At 30.3% G+C, this 23,846-nt stretch carries 25 protein-coding genes; 3 read left to right on the top strand and 22 right to left on the bottom strand.

Annotation, left to right across the window (positions count from 1 at the left end):
- Nucleotides 1–78: 78 nt before the first annotated feature.
- The 3 genes from TVTCOM_RS04340 to TVTCOM_RS04330 all read right to left on the bottom strand — a co-directional run bounded on the left by TVTCOM_RS04340 (nucleotide 79) and on the right by TVTCOM_RS04330 (nucleotide 2,337).
- Nucleotides 79–384, bottom strand: coding sequence for a DUF1540 domain-containing protein (locus TVTCOM_RS04340; protein WP_434798628.1), 306 nt, complete (start codon nucleotides 382–384; stop codon nucleotides 79–81).
- A gap of 115 nt (nucleotides 385–499) precedes the next feature.
- Nucleotides 500–1,093 carry a 30S ribosomal protein S4 gene (rpsD, locus tag TVTCOM_RS04335; protein WP_434798627.1) on the bottom strand — a complete coding sequence of 198 codons (594 nt, stop codon included), beginning with the start codon at nucleotides 1,091–1,093 and terminating at the stop codon, nucleotides 500–502.
- Nucleotides 1,094–1,536: 443 nt separating this feature from the next.
- Nucleotides 1,537–2,337, bottom strand: coding sequence for an NAD(+)/NADH kinase (locus TVTCOM_RS04330; protein ID WP_434798626.1), 801 nt, complete (start codon nucleotides 2,335–2,337; stop codon nucleotides 1,537–1,539).
- Nucleotides 2,338–2,612: 275 nt separating this feature from the next.
- Here TVTCOM_RS04330 and TVTCOM_RS04325 point away from each other — a divergent pair, with 275 nt between their 5' ends.
- The 3 genes from TVTCOM_RS04325 (at nucleotide 2,613) to TVTCOM_RS04315 (ending at nucleotide 6,497) form a co-directional block, all read left to right on the top strand.
- Nucleotides 2,613–3,095, top strand: a complete 483-nt coding sequence (locus TVTCOM_RS04325; protein ID WP_434798625.1) for a MarR family winged helix-turn-helix transcriptional regulator — start codon at nucleotides 2,613–2,615, stop codon at nucleotides 3,093–3,095.
- Nucleotides 3,096–3,182: 87 nt separating this feature from the next.
- Nucleotides 3,183–5,564: an MFS transporter gene (locus TVTCOM_RS04320; protein ID WP_434798624.1), complete on the top strand. Its 2,382-nt coding sequence runs from the start codon at nucleotides 3,183–3,185 to the stop codon at nucleotides 5,562–5,564.
- A 150-nt stretch (nucleotides 5,565–5,714) separates the two neighbouring features.
- Nucleotides 5,715–6,497: an SH3 domain-containing protein gene (locus TVTCOM_RS04315; RefSeq protein WP_434798623.1), complete on the top strand. Its 783-nt coding sequence runs from the start codon at nucleotides 5,715–5,717 to the stop codon at nucleotides 6,495–6,497.
- A gap of 66 nt (nucleotides 6,498–6,563) precedes the next feature.
- On the opposite strand, the gene TVTCOM_RS04310 is transcribed toward TVTCOM_RS04315, so the two are convergent.
- The 19 genes from TVTCOM_RS04310 to TVTCOM_RS04220 all read right to left on the bottom strand — a co-directional run bounded on the left by TVTCOM_RS04310 (nucleotide 6,564) and on the right by TVTCOM_RS04220 (nucleotide 23,828).
- Nucleotides 6,564–6,929 carry a DUF1667 domain-containing protein gene (locus tag TVTCOM_RS04310; RefSeq protein WP_434798622.1) on the bottom strand — a complete coding sequence of 122 codons (366 nt, stop codon included), beginning with the start codon at nucleotides 6,927–6,929 and terminating at the stop codon, nucleotides 6,564–6,566.
- Nucleotides 6,926–8,161, bottom strand: coding sequence for an NAD(P)/FAD-dependent oxidoreductase (locus TVTCOM_RS04305; RefSeq protein WP_434798621.1), 1,236 nt, complete (start codon nucleotides 8,159–8,161; stop codon nucleotides 6,926–6,928). Before TVTCOM_RS04305 ends, TVTCOM_RS04310 begins: the two co-directional genes overlap by 4 nt.
- On the bottom strand, nucleotides 8,161–9,621 hold the full coding sequence (locus TVTCOM_RS04300) for an NAD(P)/FAD-dependent oxidoreductase (protein ID WP_434799715.1): 1,461 nt from the start codon (nucleotides 9,619–9,621) through the stop codon (nucleotides 8,161–8,163). Before TVTCOM_RS04300 ends, TVTCOM_RS04305 begins: the two co-directional genes overlap by 1 nt.
- 119 nt (nucleotides 9,622–9,740) lie before the next feature.
- Entirely contained in the window at nucleotides 9,741–10,760 is a 1,020-nt protein-coding gene (locus TVTCOM_RS04295) for a phosphotransferase (protein ID WP_434798620.1), read from the bottom strand.
- Nucleotides 10,761–10,812: 52 nt separating this feature from the next.
- Nucleotides 10,813–11,361: a BMC domain-containing protein gene (locus tag TVTCOM_RS04290; RefSeq protein ID WP_434798619.1), complete on the bottom strand. Its 549-nt coding sequence runs from the start codon at nucleotides 11,359–11,361 to the stop codon at nucleotides 10,813–10,815.
- A gap of 51 nt (nucleotides 11,362–11,412) precedes the next feature.
- Nucleotides 11,413–12,744 (bottom strand): 4Fe-4S dicluster domain-containing protein, encoded by a 1,332-nt coding sequence (locus tag TVTCOM_RS04285; RefSeq protein WP_434798618.1) that lies wholly within the window; start codon nucleotides 12,742–12,744, stop codon nucleotides 11,413–11,415.
- A 13-nt stretch (nucleotides 12,745–12,757) separates the two neighbouring features.
- Nucleotides 12,758–14,158, bottom strand: a complete 1,401-nt coding sequence (locus tag TVTCOM_RS04280) for an aldehyde dehydrogenase family protein (RefSeq protein ID WP_434798617.1) — start codon at nucleotides 14,156–14,158, stop codon at nucleotides 12,758–12,760.
- A 25-nt stretch (nucleotides 14,159–14,183) separates the two neighbouring features.
- A complete protein-coding gene (locus tag TVTCOM_RS04275) occupies nucleotides 14,184–15,200 on the bottom strand; it encodes a cob(I)yrinic acid a,c-diamide adenosyltransferase (RefSeq protein ID WP_434798616.1) in 1,017 nt (338 codons plus the stop codon).
- 17 nt (nucleotides 15,201–15,217) lie between these two features.
- Nucleotides 15,218–15,490: a EutN/CcmL family microcompartment protein gene (locus tag TVTCOM_RS04270; protein WP_434798615.1), complete on the bottom strand. Its 273-nt coding sequence runs from the start codon at nucleotides 15,488–15,490 to the stop codon at nucleotides 15,218–15,220.
- Nucleotides 15,491–15,502: 12 nt separating this feature from the next.
- Nucleotides 15,503–16,333, bottom strand: a complete 831-nt coding sequence (locus TVTCOM_RS04265) for a flavoprotein (RefSeq protein ID WP_434798614.1) — start codon at nucleotides 16,331–16,333, stop codon at nucleotides 15,503–15,505.
- Between the two features lie 11 nt (nucleotides 16,334–16,344).
- Nucleotides 16,345–17,220, bottom strand: a complete 876-nt coding sequence (gene eutJ / locus TVTCOM_RS04260) for an ethanolamine utilization protein EutJ (RefSeq protein WP_434798613.1) — start codon at nucleotides 17,218–17,220, stop codon at nucleotides 16,345–16,347.
- Nucleotides 17,175–17,816, bottom strand: a complete 642-nt coding sequence (locus tag TVTCOM_RS04255) for a phosphate propanoyltransferase (protein WP_434799714.1) — start codon at nucleotides 17,814–17,816, stop codon at nucleotides 17,175–17,177. The genes eutJ and TVTCOM_RS04255 overlap by 46 nt, the downstream gene beginning before the upstream one ends.
- 28 nt (nucleotides 17,817–17,844) lie before the next feature.
- Complete coding sequence (locus TVTCOM_RS04250) at nucleotides 17,845–18,126, bottom strand: BMC domain-containing protein (protein ID WP_434798612.1); 282 nt, start codon at nucleotides 18,124–18,126, stop codon at nucleotides 17,845–17,847.
- Between the two features lie 12 nt (nucleotides 18,127–18,138).
- Nucleotides 18,139–18,720, bottom strand: a complete 582-nt coding sequence (locus tag TVTCOM_RS04245) for a BMC domain-containing protein (protein ID WP_434798611.1) — start codon at nucleotides 18,718–18,720, stop codon at nucleotides 18,139–18,141.
- Between the two features lie 31 nt (nucleotides 18,721–18,751).
- On the bottom strand, nucleotides 18,752–19,111 hold the full coding sequence (locus TVTCOM_RS04240; RefSeq protein WP_434798610.1) for a glycerol dehydratase reactivase beta/small subunit family protein: 360 nt from the start codon (nucleotides 19,109–19,111) through the stop codon (nucleotides 18,752–18,754).
- A 1-nt stretch (nucleotide 19,112) separates the two neighbouring features.
- Nucleotides 19,113–20,930 (bottom strand): diol dehydratase reactivase subunit alpha, encoded by a 1,818-nt coding sequence (locus TVTCOM_RS04235; RefSeq protein WP_434798609.1) that lies wholly within the window; start codon nucleotides 20,928–20,930, stop codon nucleotides 19,113–19,115.
- A gap of 25 nt (nucleotides 20,931–20,955) precedes the next feature.
- Nucleotides 20,956–21,456, bottom strand: coding sequence for a diol dehydratase small subunit (locus tag TVTCOM_RS04230; protein WP_434798608.1), 501 nt, complete (start codon nucleotides 21,454–21,456; stop codon nucleotides 20,956–20,958).
- A 15-nt stretch (nucleotides 21,457–21,471) separates the two neighbouring features.
- Nucleotides 21,472–22,149: a propanediol/glycerol family dehydratase medium subunit gene (locus TVTCOM_RS04225; protein ID WP_434798607.1), complete on the bottom strand. Its 678-nt coding sequence runs from the start codon at nucleotides 22,147–22,149 to the stop codon at nucleotides 21,472–21,474.
- A gap of 17 nt (nucleotides 22,150–22,166) precedes the next feature.
- Nucleotides 22,167–23,828 carry a propanediol/glycerol family dehydratase large subunit gene (locus TVTCOM_RS04220; RefSeq protein ID WP_434798606.1) on the bottom strand — a complete coding sequence of 554 codons (1,662 nt, stop codon included), beginning with the start codon at nucleotides 23,826–23,828 and terminating at the stop codon, nucleotides 22,167–22,169.
- Nucleotides 23,829–23,846: the final 18 nt, after the last annotated feature.

The raw sequence follows: 23,846 nt of genomic DNA, 5'->3' as shown, positions 1-23,846 counted from the left end.
GGTATCACAATTTATTTTCTATAGCAACAAAAAGTCTATCTTAAATAGTTAAAAGATAGACCTTAGTTTGATTTAATTTTACTTAAAATTAAATGTATCACAAGGTGCTTTATTTGCACCTATACTTACACTCTTAGCAGCACAATGTTTATTTTTGTTGTATTTACATTTGACAGCTTCACAGCTTATATTGTAAGTATTTGTTTTTACAGAATTAACACTATTTGTAAAAGAATTAGAACTTCTATCTACATATGAAGAACAAGAAGTTTCATCAGTTGTAACTGCTTGGGCTCCTCTAATATTTATAGCTCCTGCACTACACTCCATTCTTTGGTTAAAGGCACAATTTGTAGCATTACATTTTAAGTTTGTATTTTGCATTTTTTACCTCCTTAAATATATATTTCTTATTATTGCCAATATAGTGAAAAATATTTAAGACACTAAAAGACTCAACAAGGCAATATAATACCTTATTGAGTCTTTCACTTGCTTATTATTTTGAGTAAAACTCTACTATCAGTATTTCATTTATTTCTATTGGTACCTCATTTCTTTCAGGCATTTTAATAAGTGTACCTGCAAAGTTTTCTTCATCCTTTGCTAAATAAGGATATACTACTAGTGATCTTTCTTGGAAGTTAGTTTTAAACATTTCATTATTTGTAGATTTTTCTCTTAGAGAAACAATATCCCCTACACTCACTGCACATGAAGGTATATCTACTTTTTTTCCATTAACTAGTATATGCCCATGCACAACCATTTGACGAGCTTGTCTTATAGAGTTTGCTAGACCTAATCTGTAAACTACATTGTCTAATCTACACTCTAACATTTGAATTAATGCTGTACCCGTAGATGCCTTAGATTTTTCTGCTTTTTTGTAGTAATTTCTAAATTGTTTTTCTAATACTCCATAGTAAGCTCTAAGTCTTTGTTTTTCTAACAACTGTAGTCCATAAGGTGAAAGTTTTTTATCTGCTCTAGAAGTTCCTTTCACTGCTCTGTCCATCGCTTTAGGATGTCCACACACATTTAGTCCTAATCTTCTACATTGTTTAAATCTTGGTCCCATCATTTTTGCCATTACTTTAATCTCCTTAAAAATTATTATTTGCCGCGATAATTTTTAAAGCCAAGATAATTATATCATCCAATTGATTAACTGTAAATGATTTTCATTAACAATTAATCAATCATTTTATAGATATTTATTCCTTGCTCTTATTACATAAACTTCTACATAGAAAAAGAATCTGGGTGCAGACTCCCAGATTCTTTTTTACAATTAAGAGTAATTTTTAAAAGTTAAAAAATCAATAGCAAAATATTTCACATAATATTAAGGTGTTTTTATGGCTTTTATTATAAATTTTTATCTTTTAATAAAAATCTTTTATTTTTCAACTTTGATTATATTCTACCATAATGATATCACCTTGTAAATGATAATTATTATCATTTATTCTTTTTTTATATTTTTCATTTTATTTATTGTTTTTCAACTTATTTTTTATATAAATTTTTAATTTATAAAAATTTCTCTGCTACTCTGTTCCAAAATTCATATCCATTTAATCTTAATAGTTTTAATTTGTAATTAGATTTATATATTTTTACTTCTTCAATTTGATTAAACTTATACTGCTTACCATCTATTACAATAAGAATAGAATTTTCAAAATCATATTCTGGGCTTATGGATATAACTGATGTTGTTGGCAATATAATACTTGATGTAAATGATCTATAGGCATTTGTGTTCATTGGGGCAATAGGTGTTAATTGAATTAAGTCAAGTTTAGGATCAACTATACTTCCACCAGCTGAATAATTATATGCAGTTGAACCCATTGGTGTTGATATAAGCATACCATCTCCACTAAAATGCTCTATTTTTATTCCATCCACTTGTAAGTCTAAGTGCACTGTTCTTGATTGAATATTTTTTATTACAATTTCATTAACAGCACTTATATTTATACACTTTTTCTTAGTAACTATACTTGCCTCTATGGCATATACTTGCTGAATAGAATATTCTTTATTTATGTATCTATTTATAAATTCATTAATTTTGTTTGGTGAAAGCTCCGCAAAAAAACCTAAATGACCAGTATTTATGGCTATTACTGGGATTTCAACAAAATCAAATTTATGTATTGTTTTTAAAAAAGATCCATCTCCTCCTATTGATATTAACAGCTCTGTTTCTTTTTCTATTTCTTCACTTACTCTAAAACCTGCTTTAGTTAATTCCTTTACTAAAATTTCTTTAGTTTCTATTGATCTTGGTAAATCATTATAAGAAATTGTAATTACGCCTTTCATTTCATTTCCTTCCTAAATCCTGATTATAATTATATTTTTTATTTATCTACTCATAAAAATCCAATAAAAATTTGTCTATAATATGGTAAATAATATTATAACCTAATTTCTGTATTTTCTCTAATTCTTCTTATTTTAAAACATTATTTTAAATACATTTGTTATTTTATTATTCATAAATTTAACATATTTTTAGTTGTAAAAGCAACTACATAATCATACAATAAAATTATAGTTGCAAAAGCAACTACATTAAAACAAATAAGGAGATGAATATGTTTGAACATAAAGCTGTAGGATTAAATATTTTTATAATTGATAAATACTTTAAAATGTATCTAAAAAAATCACTCAAAAAGTATGACTTAAATACTGCTGAAGGACTAGTTTTACTCGTTTTTCTTAAACATAATAATAAAATGTCACAAAGTGATCTTGATGAAATGCACAGTAGTAAAGAAGGAAAAACACAAGACGAAATTATATCAGAATTACATTATGATAAAGGTGTTATGACAAGAACTATGCAGTCACTAGAAGATAAAAAATATGTTACAAGAAAAAATAACCCAGAAGATAGTCGCTCATATATTTTTGAATTGACAGAAAAAGCTATTCATTTAAAACCTAATTTATTAAAGATTTTAAGTGAATGGAATAATATCTTATTGCAAGGAATCGATAAGGAGTTAGAGGATTTAATAAAGTCCCAGCTTAATAAGATGGTTGACAATATAATTAATTCTAATAAAACTTAAAATTATTTCAATTGAGCAACTACATGGTTTATAACTTCATATGATTAACGACTTCTCTTTGCTCAAAAATTAGGAGGGGGAATAAATATGACTAAAACAAAGAAAGAATCAAAATATATTCTAGTTATGATAATCTATTTAGCTGGAATATTTATGGGGGCAATTGATACTGGAATTGTTACTCCAGCTAGAACAGTTATACAAAATAATTTAGGTGTAAATGATCCAACAGGAATATGGATGATTACAATTTATACTTTAGCTTATGCAGTGAGCATACCTATTATAGGAAAACTAGCTGATAAATATGGCCGAAAATATATTTATCTCTCTAGTATCTTCTTATTCGGTATTGGTTCCCTATTTTGTGGATTGTCTCAAGACTTAAGCAGTTTTAATTTATTGCTTATAGCAAGAGTTGTTCAGGCCTTAGGTGGTGGTGGTATTTTACCTGTAGCTACTGCTGAGTTTGGAACTACTTTCCCAGAAGAAAAGCGTGGTCTAGCTCTAGGCCTTGTAGGTGGGGTCTATGGAATAGCCAATATATTTGGAGCATCTGCAGGAAGTGCAGTACTAGATATATTTGGAACTAATAATTGGCAATTTATATTCTATATCAACATACCTATTACGATTTTCATATTAATTGCAGGATTTACCACACTAAAAAATACAAAGGTACCTGACACAAGTAAAATTGACTTTTCAGGTATATTTATATTAACGATTCTGATTTTATCTCTTTTATATAGCTTGAAAAATTTAGACTTTTTCAATATTTCTTCTACTATTACTAATACAGACGTATTACCTTTTTTAATAACATTCTTAGTGCTTATTCCATTATTTATTTTTATAGAAAAAAAAGCAGAAGATCCTGTAATGAATTTAAATTATTTTACTGACAGAAACATTGTTCTAACTTTATTAATTTCCATGCTAACTGGAGTTATTATTATGGGAATGATCTTCGTTCCTCAATTTTGTGAAAATACTATGAAAATTGCCACTGGTAGCGGTGGATATTTTGTAATAATATTAGGACTTTTTGCAGGTATTGGAGCTCCTGTATCTGGTAAACTAATTGATAAATTTGGAGCAAAACTTATTTTAGGATTTGGTTTTCTTATTTCCATAGCAGGTTCTCTATTTTTATCATTTGTAGCCACTTCACATCCATCAACTTTGACTGTAATTATTAGTTTAATCCTTATTGGTATAGGTGTTGGTTTTACTATGGGAACTCCTGTAAACTATATGATGTTGTCTCATACTAAAGAAAGTGAATCAAACTCTGCCCTTGCAACACTTTCACTAGTTCGCTCCATAGGTACTGCTGTAGCTCCAGCTATTATGGTAGGTTTTATTGCTCATGCTGGCTCTAATATTCAAGAGGAAATAATGAAAGATTTACCTGATACAATAACTATTCCTAAATTACCTTATGCTGATGAAATAACTAAAGAATTTAATGATTTAAAATCAAATTCTCAAATGAAAGATAAACTAAAAAATATGGATATACCTAATCTTACGTCTATGGAAACAGTGAAAATTGATTTTAATGATAATAATTCTGACTATAAAGTTCCTGATGATGTAGTTGAACTAATGAAAACTTCTGACGTTACAACTATAACTAAGAACTCTAAAATCATGACAAAAACTATGTTTGATGAAATGACACCTTCAATAATTAAAGATATACAAGATAATGTTCAAAAAGGAATTGATGGTGTAGATAAAGGTGTTGTATCGATGGAAAGCTCTATTTCAAAATTAAATGATGGGTACAACAAATTAAGTGCTGCTTATACTAAGATAAATGCTGGTTATAACAAATTAAATACAGCTTATACTAAAGTAAATTCTGCTTATATTAAAATGAATGAATCATATATTAAAGCTAATAATGCTATGAAGCTAGCAATGAAAAATACAACAAATAATCCTAACAAAAATGCTGTAGAAGCTAACACTTTTAGTACTATAAATACTAAAAACAATAGTAATAATTCTTATAATATGAATCAAATAGGTAGTGATACTGCTTCAATGGCCTCTAAACTTAAAATTATGAAAACTCAAGTAGATACCATGAAGAAAAAAGTAAATACTATGAAATCTCAACTGGATACTATGAAAACACAGGCAAACAATATGAAATCTCAGCTTAACTCCATGAACACTGCATTAACATCAATGAGAAAAACATTAAGTTCTATGAAATCCTTAGAAGATAAAATGATTATTTTAAAAAACGCTATACCTAGTGCTTTTGATGATGGTGAAAGATCTTATCTCAAAGAAATCGACAACAGAAGTGATCAAATTGAAAATACATTCCAAAAAATTCTTAATAGAGGATTTAAATATGTTTATTTAACAACTGGTATTGCATCTATTTTAGGTCTATTATTATTACTTTTTTATAAAAATAAGCCTATAATTAATAATAAAAAAATCTAGTTAACTGTTACTATTTGTTTCTTTGCCTAGTCCATATAGTTACTATTAATTTACAATCTAACTATTTTTTATCTACCCTCTTATTTTAGTGCTAGAATTATATTGTTTAAAACAATAACAAATCTAATAAGTTTAGAGGGGGTACTTGAAATGAAATACGATGTATTAAAAAAATTTATGGTAACTGGATTAGCTTCTATGCTTTGTTTAGGCGGAGTATCTATGACAGACTTGTCAAACTATAACAGTAACACTGTTACAAAGGTTTATGCTGCCACAATTAAAGACAGTGCTTTCAGCTCAACTGGTACAATAAATAGTAATGTATCTATGAGGAAAGGTCCTGGCACTAGCTATACTAGACTTGATACTTTGAAGAAAGGTACAAAAGTAACAATAGTAGCTAAATCTTCTAACAATTGGTACAAAATTAAAAATAATAAAGGTTATGCTTATGTTTACAGTCAATATGTAACAATAAAATCTAATAATGATAAAAAAGAAGACGTAGCTTACTCTGCAACTGGCATAGCTAAGAGTGCCGTATATGTTAGAAAAGGTGCTTCTACTAATTCTGCTAAACTAGGAACTTTAAATAAAAATACTAAAGTTACAATAGTAGCTAAATCTTCTAATAATTGGTACAAAATTAAATTTAATAATGGGTACGGATATGTTTGTGCCCAATATATAACTATTACTAATAATAGTGACAATAAAGAGGATAAATATCCTCAAGCTGGTATTGCAAATCATGCTGTATATGTTAGAAAAGGTACATCTACAAACTACGCTAAATTAGGTATTTTAAACAAAAATACTAAGGTGACTATATTATCAAAAACTACTTATGGTTGGTACAAAGTTCAATATAAAAATGGAACTGGCTACGTTTATAGCCAATATATAGATGTTGATTCTACTCAAAAATAAAATAAAATAAGAATTTCTTTATAAAAATAGGATTCCTATAAATACAGGAATCCTACTTTTATCTTATTATTCTACTAAATCAATATTTTTTGTAGCAATAAGATCTACGTCCAAGTTTAAAATATTAGGTTTTATCACATCACCTATCTTTATAGGTGCATCAACCTTAATATTTTTAATCTCATCCATGACATCAAATATTTTATCTTTTGGTATGCTATTATTTAGTCTTACACTTACAATTTCCAAATCTCCATTTATTACTTTAACTGAAGTAGCTATATTTCTTTGAGGATTAGTTAGTTCTTGATTTACATATTCTTTTCCTTTTTTACAAGTAGCTCCTTCAATTTTAATTATTTTATCATTGTCTAAATCTACCTCTATCTCACAGCCATTTGGGCAAACTATACAAGTAAATATTTTTCTCATTTTACTACCACCTTCAAATCTGATTTAGATTTTATATTATCTTTATTAATTTCAATTTGAATCATTTCTGCTGGAATAGCTTTTTTCATTTTCATAGTTTTTACAATATTATCATCTTGCAATATTTCTATTACAGCGTTTTTAATAGGTTTTCTGACCCTCATAGATAAAACAAAATCATTTTCTCCACTAATTTTTTGAGGTATTGTATGACCTATATTATTATCTTTTACTATATTTATTTCACAATTTGGAAGCTTATTATTATTTATATAATTTGCTACTGATACAGCCAGTCTTTCTCCTTCCAAAGAAACAAAATCAACTAAATCATGAACATGAAGAACATTTCCTGCTACAAAAATCCCATCTACACTTGTTTCATAATTTTCATTTACAATAGGTCCCTTTGTATTATTGTCTAACTCAACTCCAGCTTTTAAAGATAATTCATTTTCTGGAATTAATCCTACTGATAAGATTAAAGTATCACAGTCGTAATTTTTTTCTGTTCCTTCAATTATTTGCATATTTTCATCTACTTCACTGACACTTATTCCTTCAATTCTTGATTTACCTTTAATCTTAGTAACTGTATGACTTAAATACAAAGGAATATTATAATCCTCTAAGCATTGTGATATATTTCTAGGAAGTCCACTTGCATAAGGAAGTATCTCAAATACAGCCTCCACCTTTGCACCTTCTAGGGTCATACGTCTTGCCATTATTAAGCCTATATCACCAGAACCTAAAATAATCACTTTTTTCCCAACCATAGTATTTTGTAAATTTACATAAGACTGAGCCACCCCCGCAGTATATACTCCTGCTGGTCTACTACCAGGAATACTTATGGCCCCCCTAGTTCTTTCTCTACATCCCATTGTCAAAATAACAGCTTTAGCTTCGTACTCCAATAAGCCATTTTTATTTACAGCAATTACTTTTTTATCATGTGTTAGATCTATTACAGTAGTATCCGTAATACACTCAATATTTTTTTCTCTTACTTCATCAATAAATCTCTGCGCATATTCTGGTCCACTTAAAGTTTCTTTAAATCTAGTTAATCCAAAGCCATCATGAATACATTGTCTAAGGATTCCGCCTAGCTTTTTCTCTCTTTCAATTATTACTATATCTTCTATTCCACATTCTTTTAGTTTTACGGCAGTTGCTAAGCCTGCTGGGCCTCCACCTATTATTATCACATCTTTTTTTATAGCCATTATACTCTCACCTTCCCAACAAACATATTTGAATTTTTTCTACAGTAGAGTATTTCTTCTTCCTTCTTTTTGTTTTCTGCTTTAATTAAATTTGCTATTCTTGTTTGGCAATATCCACCTTGACATCTTCCCATCATGGCACGAGTTCTGTATTTTATTCCTGTTACAGTATCCACTCCCAAAGGATTATTAATGGCCTCTAATATTTCTGCCTTTGTTATAGTTTCACATCTACAAATTATTTCTCCGTAATTTTCATTTTCTTCAATCAATTTTCTTTTTATTTCTAAAGGTTGATCGTTGAAACATGTAATTCCTTTTCTATATTTATTAAAATGCGGACTTTCTTTAAGAGATTCATTTTGTGATAATAAACTTACTACATATTTTGCAATGGGAACAGCGCTTGTAAGTCCTGGCGATTCTATTCCTGTCAAGTTTATCAAGTTTGGTATATCCTCTCTTAATTCTATTTTAAAGTCATCATATCCACCTTGATCTTTTCCTACTAATTTAGGTCTAATTCCTGAGAAGTTTCTTATAAAATGCTCTTTTTTAATATGTGGAAAAATTCTTCCTCCATCTTTTATTAATAAATCCATAACATCTTTTGTTACAGAATAATCATCTTTTTCATCTATATATTCACTGCTTGGCCCAATAAACACATTTCCATCTATGGAAGGTGTTAAGTGTATTCCAAGTCCTCCAGCCTTAGGATTTGGTACTGGATACGCAGGCATATTTAAAAATTGTCCTACCTTTTGATCTAATATAAAATATTCTCCTCTACAAGGATGTATAGTGTATTCTTCAATTCCTAACATCTTTCCAACTTTGTCACTATTTAATCCAGCAGAGTTTATTATCCATCTAGATTTATAAGTTCCTTTATTTGTTTTAATTTCATAAATATCTTTATATTCATGTAATACTCTTTTTATATTCAAAACTTCATTTCCTAGGAAATAATTTACCCCATTTTCAACAGCATTTTCTGCCATGGCAATAGTATAAATAAAAGGATTTAAAATTGCTGTACTTGGAGAATAAAGTGCAAAGTTGCCATCAACAAAAGGTGATAACTCCTTAATTTTTTCTTTGTTTATAATCTCCAATTCATCAATACCATTTGCTTCACCTTGTTCTTTCATGCCTACTAACTTTTCTTTATCTTCCTCTGTAAATCCAACTACTAATTTTCCAGTTCTCTTAAAAGGAATATCTAGCTCCTTTGCAACTTCATCAAAGTTTTGATTTCCTTCCACACAAAATTTTGCCATTAAAGAACCTGGTTTATTATTAAATCCTGCATGTAAAACACCTGAATTTCTTCCACTAGTCTCACAACATACATCCAACTCTTTTTCTAGTACACAAATATTCAATTTATATTTAGAAAGTTCTCTTGCAATGGAACTTCCAACAACTCCCCCTCCAATAATTGCAATATCATACATTTCCTTCACTTCATCACCCCGTTTTTAACTTATTGATATAAGTGTATCACAACAAAGAATAAATTTAATAAAAAAAGATACCACTAAAAATTAATTTCTAGTAATATCTAAAAAAATTATTAACCATGCGTTAATATATACTTTAAATTTTCAAGCCACCAGTCCACGTTCATAACTTCATATTTATTATCAAAGTCTGCATGTGACATGATATAGGCTAGAAACATTCTACATGTAAATAAAATCCCGACTTCTAAAAGAGTATTCCAGGTTTTATCTGTGTACTCGTATCCTAGATACTTTTCAAGTCTATCTTTATAAAAATATATTAGTTCACTTTTATCTATGTTTACATCTACAGATGATATAATATACCAAAATAAATCTAAAGTACAAGGCCCACACCCACTGTTAGCAAAGTCTATTAATCGTATATTTTCATTATCAATATAAACTGTATTGTCTGGCCTATAATCTCCATGAATAAATGTTTTTGGGTAATAAGAATATAACTTATCTACTTGGTTTAGTTTACTTAGCTTATTATATTTTTCATATAATTCTTCACCTAAAGCATCTTTTATTCTTTTCCAACCAAGTTCATTTAATTCTTTTATATCTTCCACTTGACCTATTTTGCTAATTGAAAGAAAGTCATAATATTCATTTACACTAAGTAAGTTTTTATACAAGAATACATCACATTCTCTAAATTTTGAGTGAAATTTAGCTAGATTATCTAAATAGTGAAAATATTTATCCATATTACTATTTGAACCTATATAATCAGACATATCTTTCATCAAGATAACATAGCTATCTTCGTTAACATAATAACCTAGATATATATCTTTAATAAATTCTTCTATTTTAGGATAAATATCTTCTTTAAATATAATTAACTCTCGTCCTTTATCATTACTAATTCTAGCAAGCCAATCTTCTTTTAAATTATTTACCTTTAAATAATAAAATTTATTATTATCACATAATTCAACTTGGACTTTATACATTTTAGATCCAGACAATCCACTTGTATCTATTCGATTGATTTGAATATAATTTATAGACTGTGAAGATTCTTCTATTATTTTTTTACTTATCAGGTCTTGTAATGATGTTGCTTTATATACACTCAAAATACTTCCTCCTCCAAATATTTATGGAAATTCAAATTAATATGAGTTTTTCTTATACTAATGATTCTATTAGATTTCTGTGAGGAGATGGTATAACTGCTGTGGATGTTATCTCACCCATTTTCCCAAGTTCATTTTCACAAGATTTAACAGCTGACTTTATAGAAGATACCTCACCTGTCATTATTAGAAAACCTTTACCGCCTAACCCTTTAGCTATTCTTACTTCTATTAATTTAATATTAGAAGATTTCACAGCAATATCTGCTGCTTTTATCGCTGTTAATGCAGATATTGTTTCTATTGCTCCTATGGATTTAATATCTTTTACATCTGATACACCAGAAACAGCTACTAAAACATCTTCATGCACATTATTAATAACATGACTTTCAACTAAAAATATATCTGCCATATTAATTCCTGTTTTAATTGAATTATTTACAGCACCAACATCTCCACTAATTAAAATCATATATTTTCCTGGGCAAATAGGGTTTGCCAAAATCAGCTCCACATTTGCTGCTTTTAACATCTCATCAGCTGTTTGTATACCAATAGGAATACTTTTTAGTTCTATAAGACCTATGGCTTTTTTCAAGTTTATCCCCTCTTTTCTTTTACTTAATTGTTTACATAAATAGTCCGAATACTATTTCCCCCCATTAATAATAACAATATTTTTTTGAACATCTTCTATAGTTCCATCAATACTAGCGTAAATGTTACTTCCTAAACTGTTTTCTGATATTTGGCCTATTAAATCACCTTTTTTAACCACATCTCCCATATTAACTAAACACTTAGAAGGTTCCCCTATATGTTGATTTAATAAAATAGATACTTTTTTAGTATTAATTTGTGTATATTCAATGGGTGCATTTTTATCATATTCCGTTAAACCTAATTTTCTAATTAACTTATTTACTGGGTATCTTTTCAAGTTTCTAAATGGATGTGCTTTCTCTGGTTGATTATTACATGAATTTTTTATTCCATTCTCTTTCATAGTATCTTTAAGTAGATTATGCAATTTCCATGGTTGTAAATTCATTATACAAGCATACTCACATAATCTACACCCACAACATAAATATGCATTTACAGGTGTTATTTTATTATCACAAAGACTATTGTAAGAAGCTATTCTCATCATTTTGTGAGGATGTAAATCATGGCCTATAAGATTTCTTGGACATACCTCACTACAATGACTACAATGCATACAAGCTATTTTCGATTCTTTTAACATGACTTGAACGTCCTTTTGTAAATCCTGACATAATGAATGATTTTTAGGTAAAACTATTATGCCTTTTGTTGTTTTAGTTATAAGAGAATCAATATCTACTATCTTTCCCATCATTGGACCACCATTTATAACAACAAATTCCTCTAAATATGTACCACCGGCTAAATCTATGGCTTCTTTAACACTCATTCCTATAGGAAGTTTCATAGTTTTTCTATTATTTACTGCTCCAGTAACTGTAACGTATTTATCAGTTACTGGAGTTTCATTATAATATGCCTCATATATATTAAGCATAGTTTCCACATTACAAACTATAGTTCCTACATTTAGTGGTATTCCACCTTCCGGTACAATTCTACCAGTAACTTCATATACTAAAACTTGCTCGTCACCTGCTGGATAAAAGTTTTCTAGCTTAAAAATACTCATATTCTCATATTGATTTATTATTTTTTCAACACTATCAATAGCTTCATGATATTTTTCTTTTAATGCTATTACGCCATGGGATGCTCCCACTTGTTTCATTACAAGTTCAAGAGCTTTTAATATTTTTTCTGAGTTATCTCTCATTAGTTGCTGATCAACTCTAAGTAAAGGTTCACATTCAGCTCCGTTTATTATTACATATTGGGCTTTAGAATTTAACTTAGCATAAGTTGGGAATCCTGCTCCACCTGCACCTACTATACCTGCTTGCTTTACGAGGTTTAATAGATTTTTATCCATTTAAATCACCTCTTTACTTAATATTAAAACCACCAACAAGTACACATCTTCTTTTTCTAGTAAATGTTTTTGCCGAAGTTAAACCTTCACCTGTTGGTCCTGCTATTGTAAATGTTGTATGACCTTCTCCTCCCACGCCTATTCCAGCATAAGATGGACCATTTTTCACAAAAATTGTTGTTTGGATAAGCTTAGCCATTTTAGTTAACTTATCTACATTTTTTGAGTGCATCATTGCTGTATGTCTGTTTCCATGCTCTACTTCACAAGCTATATCTATGGCTTCATCCACGTCTTTAACTCTAACTATTGGAAGTATTGGCATCATAAGTTCAGTTTGAACAAATGGATGGTCTTTTCTAGTCTCCATTATAATTACTTTAACATCATCACTTACTTCAATGCCCATTTTGCTAAGTATATATTTTGCACTCTTTCCAACAAATTCAGTTTTTATTTTTTGTTTTTCATCTAAAACTAATTTAACAAGTTGGTACATAACTTCAATATCAGTTACTTCATAAGCTCCGTTTTGTTTCATATTAAATATTAAATAATCAGCAATTTGATCAACTGCTATTACTTCTTTTTCTGCTATGCATGGTAAATTATTATCGAAGCTACATCCATTTATAATATCTTTTGCTGCTTGTTCTATATCTGCTGTTTCATCCACAACAACTGGAGGATTTCCTGCTCCTGCTCCTATAGCCTTCTTACCAGTTGATAAAACTGACTTAACTACTCCTGGCCCTCCTGTAGCAACTAATAATTTTATTTTTTCATGATTCATCATTATATTTGCATTTTCTATGGATGGCTCTTTAACTCCAACTACAAGATTAGCTGGTGCACCAGCTTCTTTTAATGCTTTGTTAATTAATTTAATAGTTATTTCTGATACATTCTTTGCTCTTGGATGAGGACTGAAAACAACTGAATTTCCTGCAGCTAACATACCTATGCTGTTGCATATAATTGTTTCAGTTGGATTTGTTGTTGGTGTTATAGCTCCTATTACACCAAAAGGACTAAGTTCTACTAAAGTTAGTCCATCATCTCCTGATATAGCTTCAGTTCTTAAATCTTCTACTCCTGGAGTTTTTTCTAAAACAAGTTTATTTTTTATTAACTTGTATTCATATTCTCCCATACCAGTTTCTTCAGCTGCCATTTTTGATATCATGTGTAAGTTTTCTTCTTTTCCTATTTCACATCTTATGGCTTTTACAAACTTATCTCTTTCAGATATGGATAACTGTAAGTATTTTCTTTGAGCTATAAATGCAGCTTCTATAGCTTCTTCCATACTATCAAATATTCCATCACAACATTCTTGTTCTGAATTGCTACTTTCCATGCCTCTTATAACTTTTTTCACTATTTTTTCTATGTCAAGTGCATTTATTTCCACTTTTCACTCCCCCTGTCATGAGTTTTTACTTCATCATTATTTTTTCCATAGCATATTCAGCTACACACATGTCCTCTTCTACGCTTCCTCCGCTTATTCCTATGGCTCCCACTACTTTCCCATTATATTTGAATGGTATTCCACCACCAAATATTACGATTCTATTATTATTTGTGTTTTGAACTCCGTACAAAGGATCCCCTGGTTTAGCTAGATCTTTTACATTATCTGTTGGCATTTTTAAACTTACTGATGTATATGCTTTGTTTAAAGATATATCTATACTTGCCAAAAGAGAGTCTTCCATTCTATGAACTAATATTACATTTCCACCATTATCTACAATAGAAATAACCATTGGAACATTTATTTCATTTGCTTTTTCTTCAGCAAATTCAGCCATTTTCTTAGCTGTTTGTAAGTTCAATTCAACAGTTATATTTTCTCCCATCTTTTTCACACCCTCCAAATTTAATTCTTTTTTTTTAAGTTCCTCTAATACCAAGTTTTTCAGTTCTTTAACTTTGAAATTAAATTCTTCTAATCTAGCTAAGGCATATATGGTATCAGATAATCTATTTACATATTTAGTAACTTCATCTCTAACTGCCTCTGTTTCACTAAGTGATACAATATTTCTTTCTGCTCTTCTCACTATAGTCCTAGCCACATGAAGTGTTGCAGAAACTTGATTAACTCCAGGTACAACAAAATGAGTTTGCTTTCCCACAACCTCAGTACACTCATCTACTATAGTTTCTAAATACTTAATGTCATCATTGTTTATTTTTCCCGTTAACATTTCTAGCCCTTTTTCATCGCTAGCCAGCTCTGCTCCTAGACTAAAAATTCTTTTTTGTATCTTATTTATATGTTTTTTTATAGTCTCATTTTCTGATTGAGAATATGCTAATCCCAACATAGAATTAGCCTCATCCATGGTTCCATAACAAATTACTTTTATGTTATTTTTGGAAATTCTTTGACCACCATACAAACTTGTTTCACCTTTGTCCCCAGTTTTTGTATATAAGTTAGCCAAAAACATCACTCCTAACGCTATACTCCATCAACTTCTACAGTATCTACAATACCTACTATAGCTGAGTCTATTGGAGAATCTGGTTTATTCAATACATATCTAGCTGAGCTACCTTTTGAAACTAAAACTATTTCTCCTACTCCAGCACCAACAGAGTCTACTGCAATTTCACTAGTATCCATTGGCTGTAATGATTCATTTAGCTTTGTGACAACTAAAAGTTTTGATCCCACTAAAGATTCGTCTTTTGTTGTTGATACAACAGTTCCCACTACTTTTCCTAAATACATATAGTTACCTCTTTATTCTTTAATTAATTTTATTTTGTGTCTTTTGGCTTCATCTCTTGCTAAGTCTGTAATAAGAGATTTTTGATTAATAATTATAGTATTATAATTTTTATTTTCATAAATATCACTTCTACTTATTACCGTTTTATCAATCTTTATTGAATTTGATCTTTGGAAATTATTATTTTGATTTTTTAAATTTGTTTTTGATGATTGTGATTTTAATTCTTGAAAATTATTATTTAAAACAATCTTTTCTACTTTACAAGCTAAATTTTCTGAAGTAGTAAACGTGATTCCATAACTTTTTATTACCTCTAGATGATTCCTTAATGTGTTTTTGTAAGCCTCTGTAGTGTGATCATTGTATATGGATTTTCTTTCTTTATTATCTATACAGCAAGCATTTATTGATGCTATTATTTTTTTTCCTGACATTAAGGCTTTTGAAACTATATTAGTAACTAAAGTGTCACTAATACAATTTGCTATTTTCGATGCACTATTTATTGTTAAGCTAGGAATTATAACTAAGTCATTATCATTTAATAAAGCTTTTATATCTACTTTATCATCCTCATTTATAACTTTGTCTATGTTCAAAGAACTTTTTATTAGGTCTTCACCTAAAACATCTCTAGCTCCATTAGATAAAATCACATCAAATTTCCATCCATTTTGCTGTAACTTGTTTAAAGATTCTATGGATTGTTTAAATCCTATAGTGGCACCTGTAAACAAAACTACAGCTTTTTTATTTTTTTCTTGTAATTTTTCTATTACACGTTCAACAATATACTCAATAATAGATTTTTCCATTAACTCACTTAATCTACTATCCAATTTGTCACCTCCTAAAAAGTGCAATTCATGGCTATTCCTAGAGGCGTTACCAAAAGTGGCTCTATTGGTTTTATAGTTTCTATATCAATCTCTTTTTTAAATATTTGTTCAAATTCATCAAAGCAACATGCTCCACCAACTACATATATAGTTTTCACATCATAACCTGATACATATCTTTTTACTATAGAAGCCATCTTCTCCACTACTGGCTTTACAATAGTAAAGGTGTCTCTTTCTTTATTCTTATCTTTTTTTATTTCTTCGGCTTCTTCAAAAGTTTTTTTCAAAAAACCTGCTAAAACAAGAGTCATGTGCGTTCCACCAGTAGCTTCATCTGCTGTAAGTACAACTTTTCCATCTTTTATAATACTAATTCCTGTTGTTCCTCCACCTACATCTACAACAGCTCCATCTGTTATTCCAAGTACATAAGAAGCTGCTGTTGGTTCATCAACTATGTTAACTACTTCTAAATCAGCTGATTCAACCACATTTGCAATAACCTTTGTATTACCAGATGTTATTCCTGGAGGTATGGCTGTTGCCGCATGAGTAAGCTTAACTCCCAATATATCCTCAACTTCATCTTTTAACTTTTTTACTATTCTAGTAGCATTAATATAATCAACAACTATTCCATCTTTTACTACGCTGGATGGATAAGTTGCCCCTGCCACAGGATTATTATTCTCATCAACCACAGATAAAACAATATTTGCAGTACCTAAATCTACTCCAACTTTTAAATTACCCTCATAAGGATTACTTTTCTTTTCTTTAATTAAAGAAGAAAAGTCTTTTAGCAATTTATTACAATTATCCAAATTCAAAATATCACCTATTTCCTGACTATTTTTACTAAATCTCCATTTTTTAGATAACATGCATTCGCTTCATCCATATCTACATGCATTTCAAGAACATATTTATCAGAAACTCTAACCAACACATTTCCTAAAGTAGCTTCTCTATCACCACTTATTTCTACAGATACTATATCTTTATCATTTATATTTAATTTTTCTGCCATTTCAGTTGGGACATGTATATGTCTTAGAGCCACGATAGTTCCCTTAGATGTTTCTACACTTGCCTTTGGTCCAATAATAATTATTCCTGGTGTGTCTTCTAATTTTCCAGACTCTTTTATAGGAGGTTTTACTCCTAATTTAAAACTATCTGCTACAGAAATTTCAACTTGCGTATTTTCTCTTAAAGGTCCTAGTATACGAACTTTTTCAATTTCGCCCTTCGGACCTTTAAGTGTAACAACTTCTTCAGCAGCAAATTGACCTGGTTGTTTTAAATCTTTTAACTTAGTCAATTCATAGCCTTTTCCAAATAGAAAATTCACATCTTTTCTTGATAAGTGTACGTGTCTATTAGAAACACCAATAGGGATTAAAATGTCCTCTTTTTCTTGAGATAGCTTTTCAATAATTACTTTGCTAATTATTTTTTTTAATTGCTCTTGAGATATATCCATTTTAATCACCTATTAAATTTATTTATTCTACGTCTTTCTTTGGTAAAATTCTTTCTACATCTGTGTGTGGTCTTGGTATTACGTGTTTAGATACTATTTCTCCAACTTTTTCTGCTGCAACAGCTCCTGCATCTACAGATGCTTTTACTGCTCCTACATCTCCTCTTACCATTACAGTAACAAGTCCAGAACCTATTTTTTCATATCCTATTAATTCTACATTTGCAGATTTTGTCATTGCGTCAGCTGCTTCTATTGCTCCTACTAAACCTTTAGTTTCTATTAATCCTAATGCTTCTCCCATTTTAAAACCTCCCTATTTTTCTTTTCTTTCATCATAGTGTATACATGCACTTCTTAAATCGCCTTTTATTCTTGGGCATTTGGCATCTTTACATAAATTACATGTGTAACTAGATTCAGAATTATCATCATTTAAATTTGTATCTTCTATTTCTTCTTCTATTTCTATCTCTTCTTCATCTTCTATTCTCTCATTATCTTCTTCATATAAATTTAAATCTGGAGTATCTGTTATTTCTTCTTCAACTTCCTTTGGATTTAATAATTCTTTTGGTTCTTCTATTTCTTCTATAACCTTATTTTCATATCCTACAGTATTCTCATTTCTAATAAGTGAATCAATACTGTTACTTGGTCTCGGTATCACTTTTTGGCTATATACCCTGCTAACTTTATTTACAGCTACTGAAGCTGCTTCTATAGCTGCTTTAACAGCACCTACATTTCCTTCTATTTTTACTACGGTCATTCCATTGCCTTTTGTTAATTCATAACCGATTAAACTAATATTTGCAGACTTTAAACAAACATCAGCAGCCTCTATTGCAGCAGCAAGACCAATTGTCTCTATAATTCCAATTGCCAACTGGGACATATCAAGACCTCCTTTGATACTACCCTTGATTTTATATTTCTTTAAACGGCATTTTTGTTACTAATCTTGCTGCATTTGCCCCTAAAGATCTTTTTTTATACGAACTGCTTTTAAAATCTATAATAAAAATAGGACTATCTTCTTTAAGTTTATTAAAGTGGAGTACTATATTTTCAGTATCAATTCCAATTCCAACACCTAATGGCGATTCTAAACTAGCTTGATATCCTATTTCTTTAGCATTACCATCTGATAAAGGGCTTATCTCGTAAGGTATTCCCTCTTCTTCCATACCTAATAGTACTTGATATATAGATCCAATTTCTTTTATATCATCATTGTAATAAACCTTTATAACTGGCTTTTTTCTAACATATCTACCATTCTCCAAATCATTCACCTTCTTCTATGGAAGATAAAATAAGACCTGTAGCTACTGCATTTCTAGGACCTTCACATCCTCTAATATTTGCCCTTCCTGCAACAATGTGATACTGTGCAAGTGCATCAGTAACAAGTTGAGGAATTTCAAAATCAAGTGCAGATCCTCCCACTAGTACTACAAATTCAATATCTCTGATATTGTTAGTTGGACTAACTTCACTTAGAGCCCTAAGTGCATTAGTAACAAATACCTTTTCTTTAGATGATTTTCTTATTAGCTTTATCTTTTCTAAAGAATAATTACCATCTAAAGGAATCATTTCCTCTTCTTTAAGAATTACTACTTTAGCGAAAAATTTTGGATCAAGAGGTTCATTGAAAAACTTAACTGTTCCATCCTCATGTCTTAAGTTGAATAAACTCTCAACCTTTGCCAAAGGATATTTTTTTATATCCTCAGCCAAATCAAAATCATCTACTCCCAGTTCAGATTTTATAAGCATTGTTACCATATTCCCTGCGCCAGCTAAGTGGATTGATTTTATTTCTCCATCTCTAGTTATAATAGATGCATCTGTTGATCCTGCACCCATATCTAATATAGCTAAAGGCTTACTACTTCCAGGAGTAGTTAACGCTCCTCTTATGGCCATATCTGCTTCTACTCCACCAACTTTTACAGGAACTTTTAATTTACTACTCAGTTCATCTGCAATCATTTGCATCTGAAGCTTATCTGCTTTTACCATAGCTGCAATACCAACAGCATTTTCCATGGAGAATTCTTTTGCTAAACCACCTTTTATATTTTGTGGTACAAATGTATCAACAGCTAATAAATCTTGAATTTTAATAAGACTTGGATGTTGATTTGTAAGATTAGACATTACTTGTCTAACTTTTTCTAACATACCTCCTGCATTAGTTCCTGGCTCTCCTTTTATATCGTCTATTGGAGTAACGGCTCTTACTGCATTCATTATCTTATCAGCACCATCATCCACATTTATTTTTGATTTTTTGAATTTCCCTATAATTTGTATTTCTCCTGCAGGAATACGTCTTTCTTTTACATCACCTTTAGGTGTTTTTATAACTACTGCAGATCTATTTCCTATTAGAGCTCTAGCTATTGGAACAACGTGTTTTGTTTCATCTGAAGTTAAATCAAATAATGTGGCTATGCCATAAGGATTAGAAAGTACTTCTATTACCTTTCCTACTGGAGCAACCTCAATAGCTGCTCTCATGTTAAGGGGCACTTTGTCTACTAAGGTTACCTCATCTATAATAGGAATTTTTCTTTCTAATCTATTATTGATTAGAACTCCATCATCTTTTTTTGCTATTGCTCCATTTATATTGAATTTTTTATCATAATAATTTATTAATTTAGCTCCATATTCAAAATCAACACTTTCTGGTATTACTACAATAATATTTTCACCTTCTTTTACATTTTCCAGTTCTGTAATTAAAGTAGTAATACCTACCCCTACACCTTCACCGCCTGGTGTATTAGGATTGTGGCCTATCATAGTAGATTCTGTTATTATTGTTTCTGTAATAGTTTCCATAGCTACATCCCCAATTACTGGAGCTGCCTCATTAACTCTTATTTTATCTAAGTCACTTATATCTAAATTAACTTTATCTAAAGCTTTTTTAAGCGATTTAAACAAACCATTAATATTTTGTTTTGTTCCCTTAATTCCTGTTGTAGGAACTATGCTACTAGATATGAATTCAATATTATTATTTTCTATCTTAGCTAGAGCTACTTCCGTAGTAGCATTACCTATATCTACACCTGCTACTATTTCCATAGCATACCTCCATGAACTTTTATATTTATGCTTTTAATCTTCCTCTTTTTTCATATACATCTGCTGCTTCTCTTACGAAAGCTGCATTTACTTTACAGTTGTATTTATTTTCTAATTCGTCTGCAATATCATATAATTCAGCTTTAGTTGATCTATATGGTCTTAAAGCATTGTATATTTCAAGTATTCTTTTATCTGGAACAGCTATTAATTCAGCTGCTCTTCTAAGATTTGATGCAAATGCTTCTCTTCCCACAGATTCAGCAACTTGAGCTTGCATTTCTAGCGTTTCTGGAGCTATTCTTATGTCTTCAGATTTTATTTGTCCGCTTATTACTTTATCTAAAGTTATTTCATCATAATTCATTCCTGATTGAGCTTTTATTTTATTGCTCATTTTTTCGCTTAATGGATAATTTTCTGCTGTAACTGCTGAAGTACATTCTTTTTTATTTTCAAAGGCACTTTGCCCCATAGATTTTAAAACTTCTTCTACAATTTGTTTGATTAATAAATCTTGACTCATATAATCACCCCCATATTATTTAAACTCAATTTTTAATTCTTGAGGTTTTTTATTTCTATCAGCATACTCTGTTTCTTTTATATGAAGTAGAGCTGCTATAGCTTGATACTTAGGTCTAGCCATTTGATCATTTTTTACTGGAACTGGTGCAGGTGATTCATTTTTTGCATATTTAGCTGCATTTTTACCTATGGCTCTAAACGTAGGTAGATCAATTAATGGAGCTTGTGAGAATAACTCTAAGTTACTAAGTGGGAATAAATCTTTTTGATGTATTACTGTAGTACCTTTAGATTGAATTCCTATTCCAACTCCTGAACCACTAAGCTCTGCTGCATCATGTGCTACGAAGCACACATCTGATGTTCTGTATATTTTTACAAATCTATAATTTAAACCTTCCTCTTCGATTCCAGCTATTATTTCTTTTAACACTTTAGCATGTTCTATTCCTATTATAGTTTTGGTTTGATGAACACCAAAAGCTGGTGCTAATCCTATAACAACCTCATCCGCTCTATTACTAGGTACAAATTCCCCTACTTCAGTTACAACAAGAGAATTAACTTCTTCCGTTGGAACTGTTTGTTTTGGTAATGACTTAGGTTCTTCTTTGTTACCTTCAGTTTCTATTCCAATTTCCTTCAATACTTCTTCAATAACACTTTTTAACATTTTTTCATCTATTGCCATTATATATCACCTCTTTCTTAATAATCTTCTGGGCTTACGGCATTACTAATATTTTTAATTTCTTCCCATCTTTCTCCCTCTACTTGATATCCAGTTTTTGGACCAGCATAAGTATTAGGACAGTTAACAGCACTTTGTACTTTAAAGTCTTTATCTAATATTGCAGCTGTATGTAAGTAGTCTCCTGCTACTTTTTGTTTTGCTAATTTGAATACGCTATCTGCCACATCTTCAAATCCAGCTCTATATATAGCTTTAATTATTTCTATTCCTGTTGTTCCTCTTGCCATCATATCTTCTGCAGCTTTTAAATCTTCAACTACATTTCTATCTGGCATATCCTTACTACCGTGAGCATAAGTAGCTGCTTCTACTTCTTCATCTGTTATTTCAGTAAGTCCTAACTCTTTGAATAATCCTTGAATTACTCTTGCAGCTTTATTTCTTACTTTAACTACATCTTCTTCACTTACTGGTCTTAAGCCACCATCTATTTTTAAATCTCTTTGGATTATATTCCAGTCATCATAATCATCTGCATCCCAGTTTGATCCAGCAAACATATTATCATAGTTTGGTGTAGCGCTGTATCCTGAACATATAAAGTCTGTTCCTGGTACCATTTGCATTAATGAACGAGCAACTCTTCTTAAATCAGAATGTGTAAATGTTTGGTCATTACTAGATGCACACTCAAGGTCAAGCATAGTAGCAATTAAGTTTTCAGCAAGTATAGCTCTTATACCACTTGGTACACCTGCAGGAACACCAACACAACTTACTGAACCATTTTGAATTCCTTGAACTCCGCAACCTTTAGTTACATATAAACATCTTGATTCTAAGTAAAGCATTGATTTACCTTCAGCAAATCCCATTTGAACTTCTGAACCTGTTCCAGATGTAAATCTCATTTTTAATCCTCTTGAAGCATAAGAAGATGCTAAGAAACCTTTAGACCAAGGTGTATCGTCACCATCCATAAATACTGGCTCTGTACCATAAACAGAAACTGTTTCAGCATAAGCTGTAAAACCTTTCATACCAAGTTCAAGTTCTGTTGCTTCTTCAACAGCACACTGAGTAAGTATACCTGGTCTACCAACTTGAGCCCCTACCATTATTGCAAGTGCATTAAATGGAGCATATCTAACTATACCAACTGTAGTTTCTTGCTCATCAAATCCTCTTAAGGCAGCTTCTGCAGCATCTGCAGCAATTTGTATAGGATTATCTTTTACGTTTGTAACGTGGCATTGATTAGAAGGTCTTTGTCTAGCTCTCATTTTTGTAAGAGCCATCATCATTTCTAATACATTTAATTGTGATACAACTTCAGTTATTTTAGCTGGTGTCATAGCAGTTGTTAATCCAACTATATCAGCTCTTTTTACATTTATATCAACTAACATTCTAGCTAATTCTAAAGAATCCATTGACATAACTTCATTAGTTTTATCTAAATTTATAGCATGATCAGCTATAAAGTAATCTAACATATCAAAATCCTGTCTTAATTTTCCATCAAGCTCTGTAACTACACCCTTTACTACTTTTATGCTTGGTGTTGGATCGTTTGGACCTTCCATTGCTATTAAGCCAACTTCTGGCCATTCTTTTACGAACCCATCTTGATTTACTGGTCTATTTTCTAAAACTTCAAAACGTTTAGATCTCAAAACGCTCACTCCCCTCTA

Source organism: Terrisporobacter vanillatitrophus, assembly GCF_051148895.1.
Taxonomy (GTDB): Bacteria; Bacillota; Clostridia; order Peptostreptococcales; family Peptostreptococcaceae; genus Terrisporobacter; species Terrisporobacter vanillatitrophus.
This window is presented reverse-complemented; position numbering and strand designations above follow the sequence as displayed.

What these genes read in the sequence shown, in the direction of transcription:
- TVTCOM_RS04250 (WP_434798612.1), bottom strand. Translation starts at nt 18,126, where the DNA reads ATGGGAGAAGCATTAGGATTAATAGAAACTAAAGGTTTAGTAGGAGCA.
- TVTCOM_RS04235 (WP_434798609.1), bottom strand. Translation starts at nt 20,930, where the DNA reads ATGGAAATAGTAGCAGGTGTAGATATAGGTAATGCTACTACGGAAGTA.
- TVTCOM_RS04285 (WP_434798618.1), bottom strand. Translation starts at nt 12,744, where the DNA reads ATGGATAAAAATCTATTAAACCTCGTAAAGCAAGCAGGTATAGTAGGT.
- TVTCOM_RS04310 (WP_434798622.1), bottom strand. Translation starts at nt 6,929, where the DNA reads ATGAGAAAAATATTTACTTGTATAGTTTGCCCAAATGGCTGTGAGATA.
- TVTCOM_RS04340 (WP_434798628.1), bottom strand. Translation starts at nt 384, where the DNA reads ATGCAAAATACAAACTTAAAATGTAATGCTACAAATTGTGCCTTTAAC.
- TVTCOM_RS04225 (WP_434798607.1), bottom strand. Translation starts at nt 22,149, where the DNA reads ATGGCAATAGATGAAAAAATGTTAAAAAGTGTTATTGAAGAAGTATTG.
- TVTCOM_RS04315 (WP_434798623.1), top strand. Translation starts at nt 5,715, where the DNA reads ATGAAATACGATGTATTAAAAAAATTTATGGTAACTGGATTAGCTTCT.
- TVTCOM_RS04325 (WP_434798625.1), top strand. Translation starts at nt 2,613, where the DNA reads ATGTTTGAACATAAAGCTGTAGGATTAAATATTTTTATAATTGATAAA.
- TVTCOM_RS04330 (WP_434798626.1), bottom strand. Translation starts at nt 2,337, where the DNA reads ATGAAAGGCGTAATTACAATTTCTTATAATGATTTACCAAGATCAATA.
- TVTCOM_RS04305 (WP_434798621.1), bottom strand. Translation starts at nt 8,161, where the DNA reads ATGGCTATAAAAAAAGATGTGATAATAATAGGTGGAGGCCCAGCAGGC.
- TVTCOM_RS04300 (WP_434799715.1), bottom strand. Translation starts at nt 9,621, where the DNA reads ATGTATGATATTGCAATTATTGGAGGGGGAGTTGTTGGAAGTTCCATT.
- TVTCOM_RS04270 (WP_434798615.1), bottom strand. Translation starts at nt 15,490, where the DNA reads ATGTATTTAGGAAAAGTAGTGGGAACTGTTGTATCAACAACAAAAGAC.
- TVTCOM_RS04245 (WP_434798611.1), bottom strand. Translation starts at nt 18,720, where the DNA reads ATGTCCCAGTTGGCAATTGGAATTATAGAGACAATTGGTCTTGCTGCT.
- TVTCOM_RS04320 (WP_434798624.1), top strand. Translation starts at nt 3,183, where the DNA reads ATGACTAAAACAAAGAAAGAATCAAAATATATTCTAGTTATGATAATC.
- eutJ (WP_434798613.1), bottom strand. Translation starts at nt 17,220, where the DNA reads ATGTTATCTAAAAAATGGAGATTTAGTAAAAATAGTCAGGAAATAGGT.
- rpsD (WP_434798627.1), bottom strand. Translation starts at nt 1,093, where the DNA reads ATGGCAAAAATGATGGGACCAAGATTTAAACAATGTAGAAGATTAGGA.
- TVTCOM_RS04230 (WP_434798608.1), bottom strand. Translation starts at nt 21,456, where the DNA reads ATGAGTCAAGATTTATTAATCAAACAAATTGTAGAAGAAGTTTTAAAA.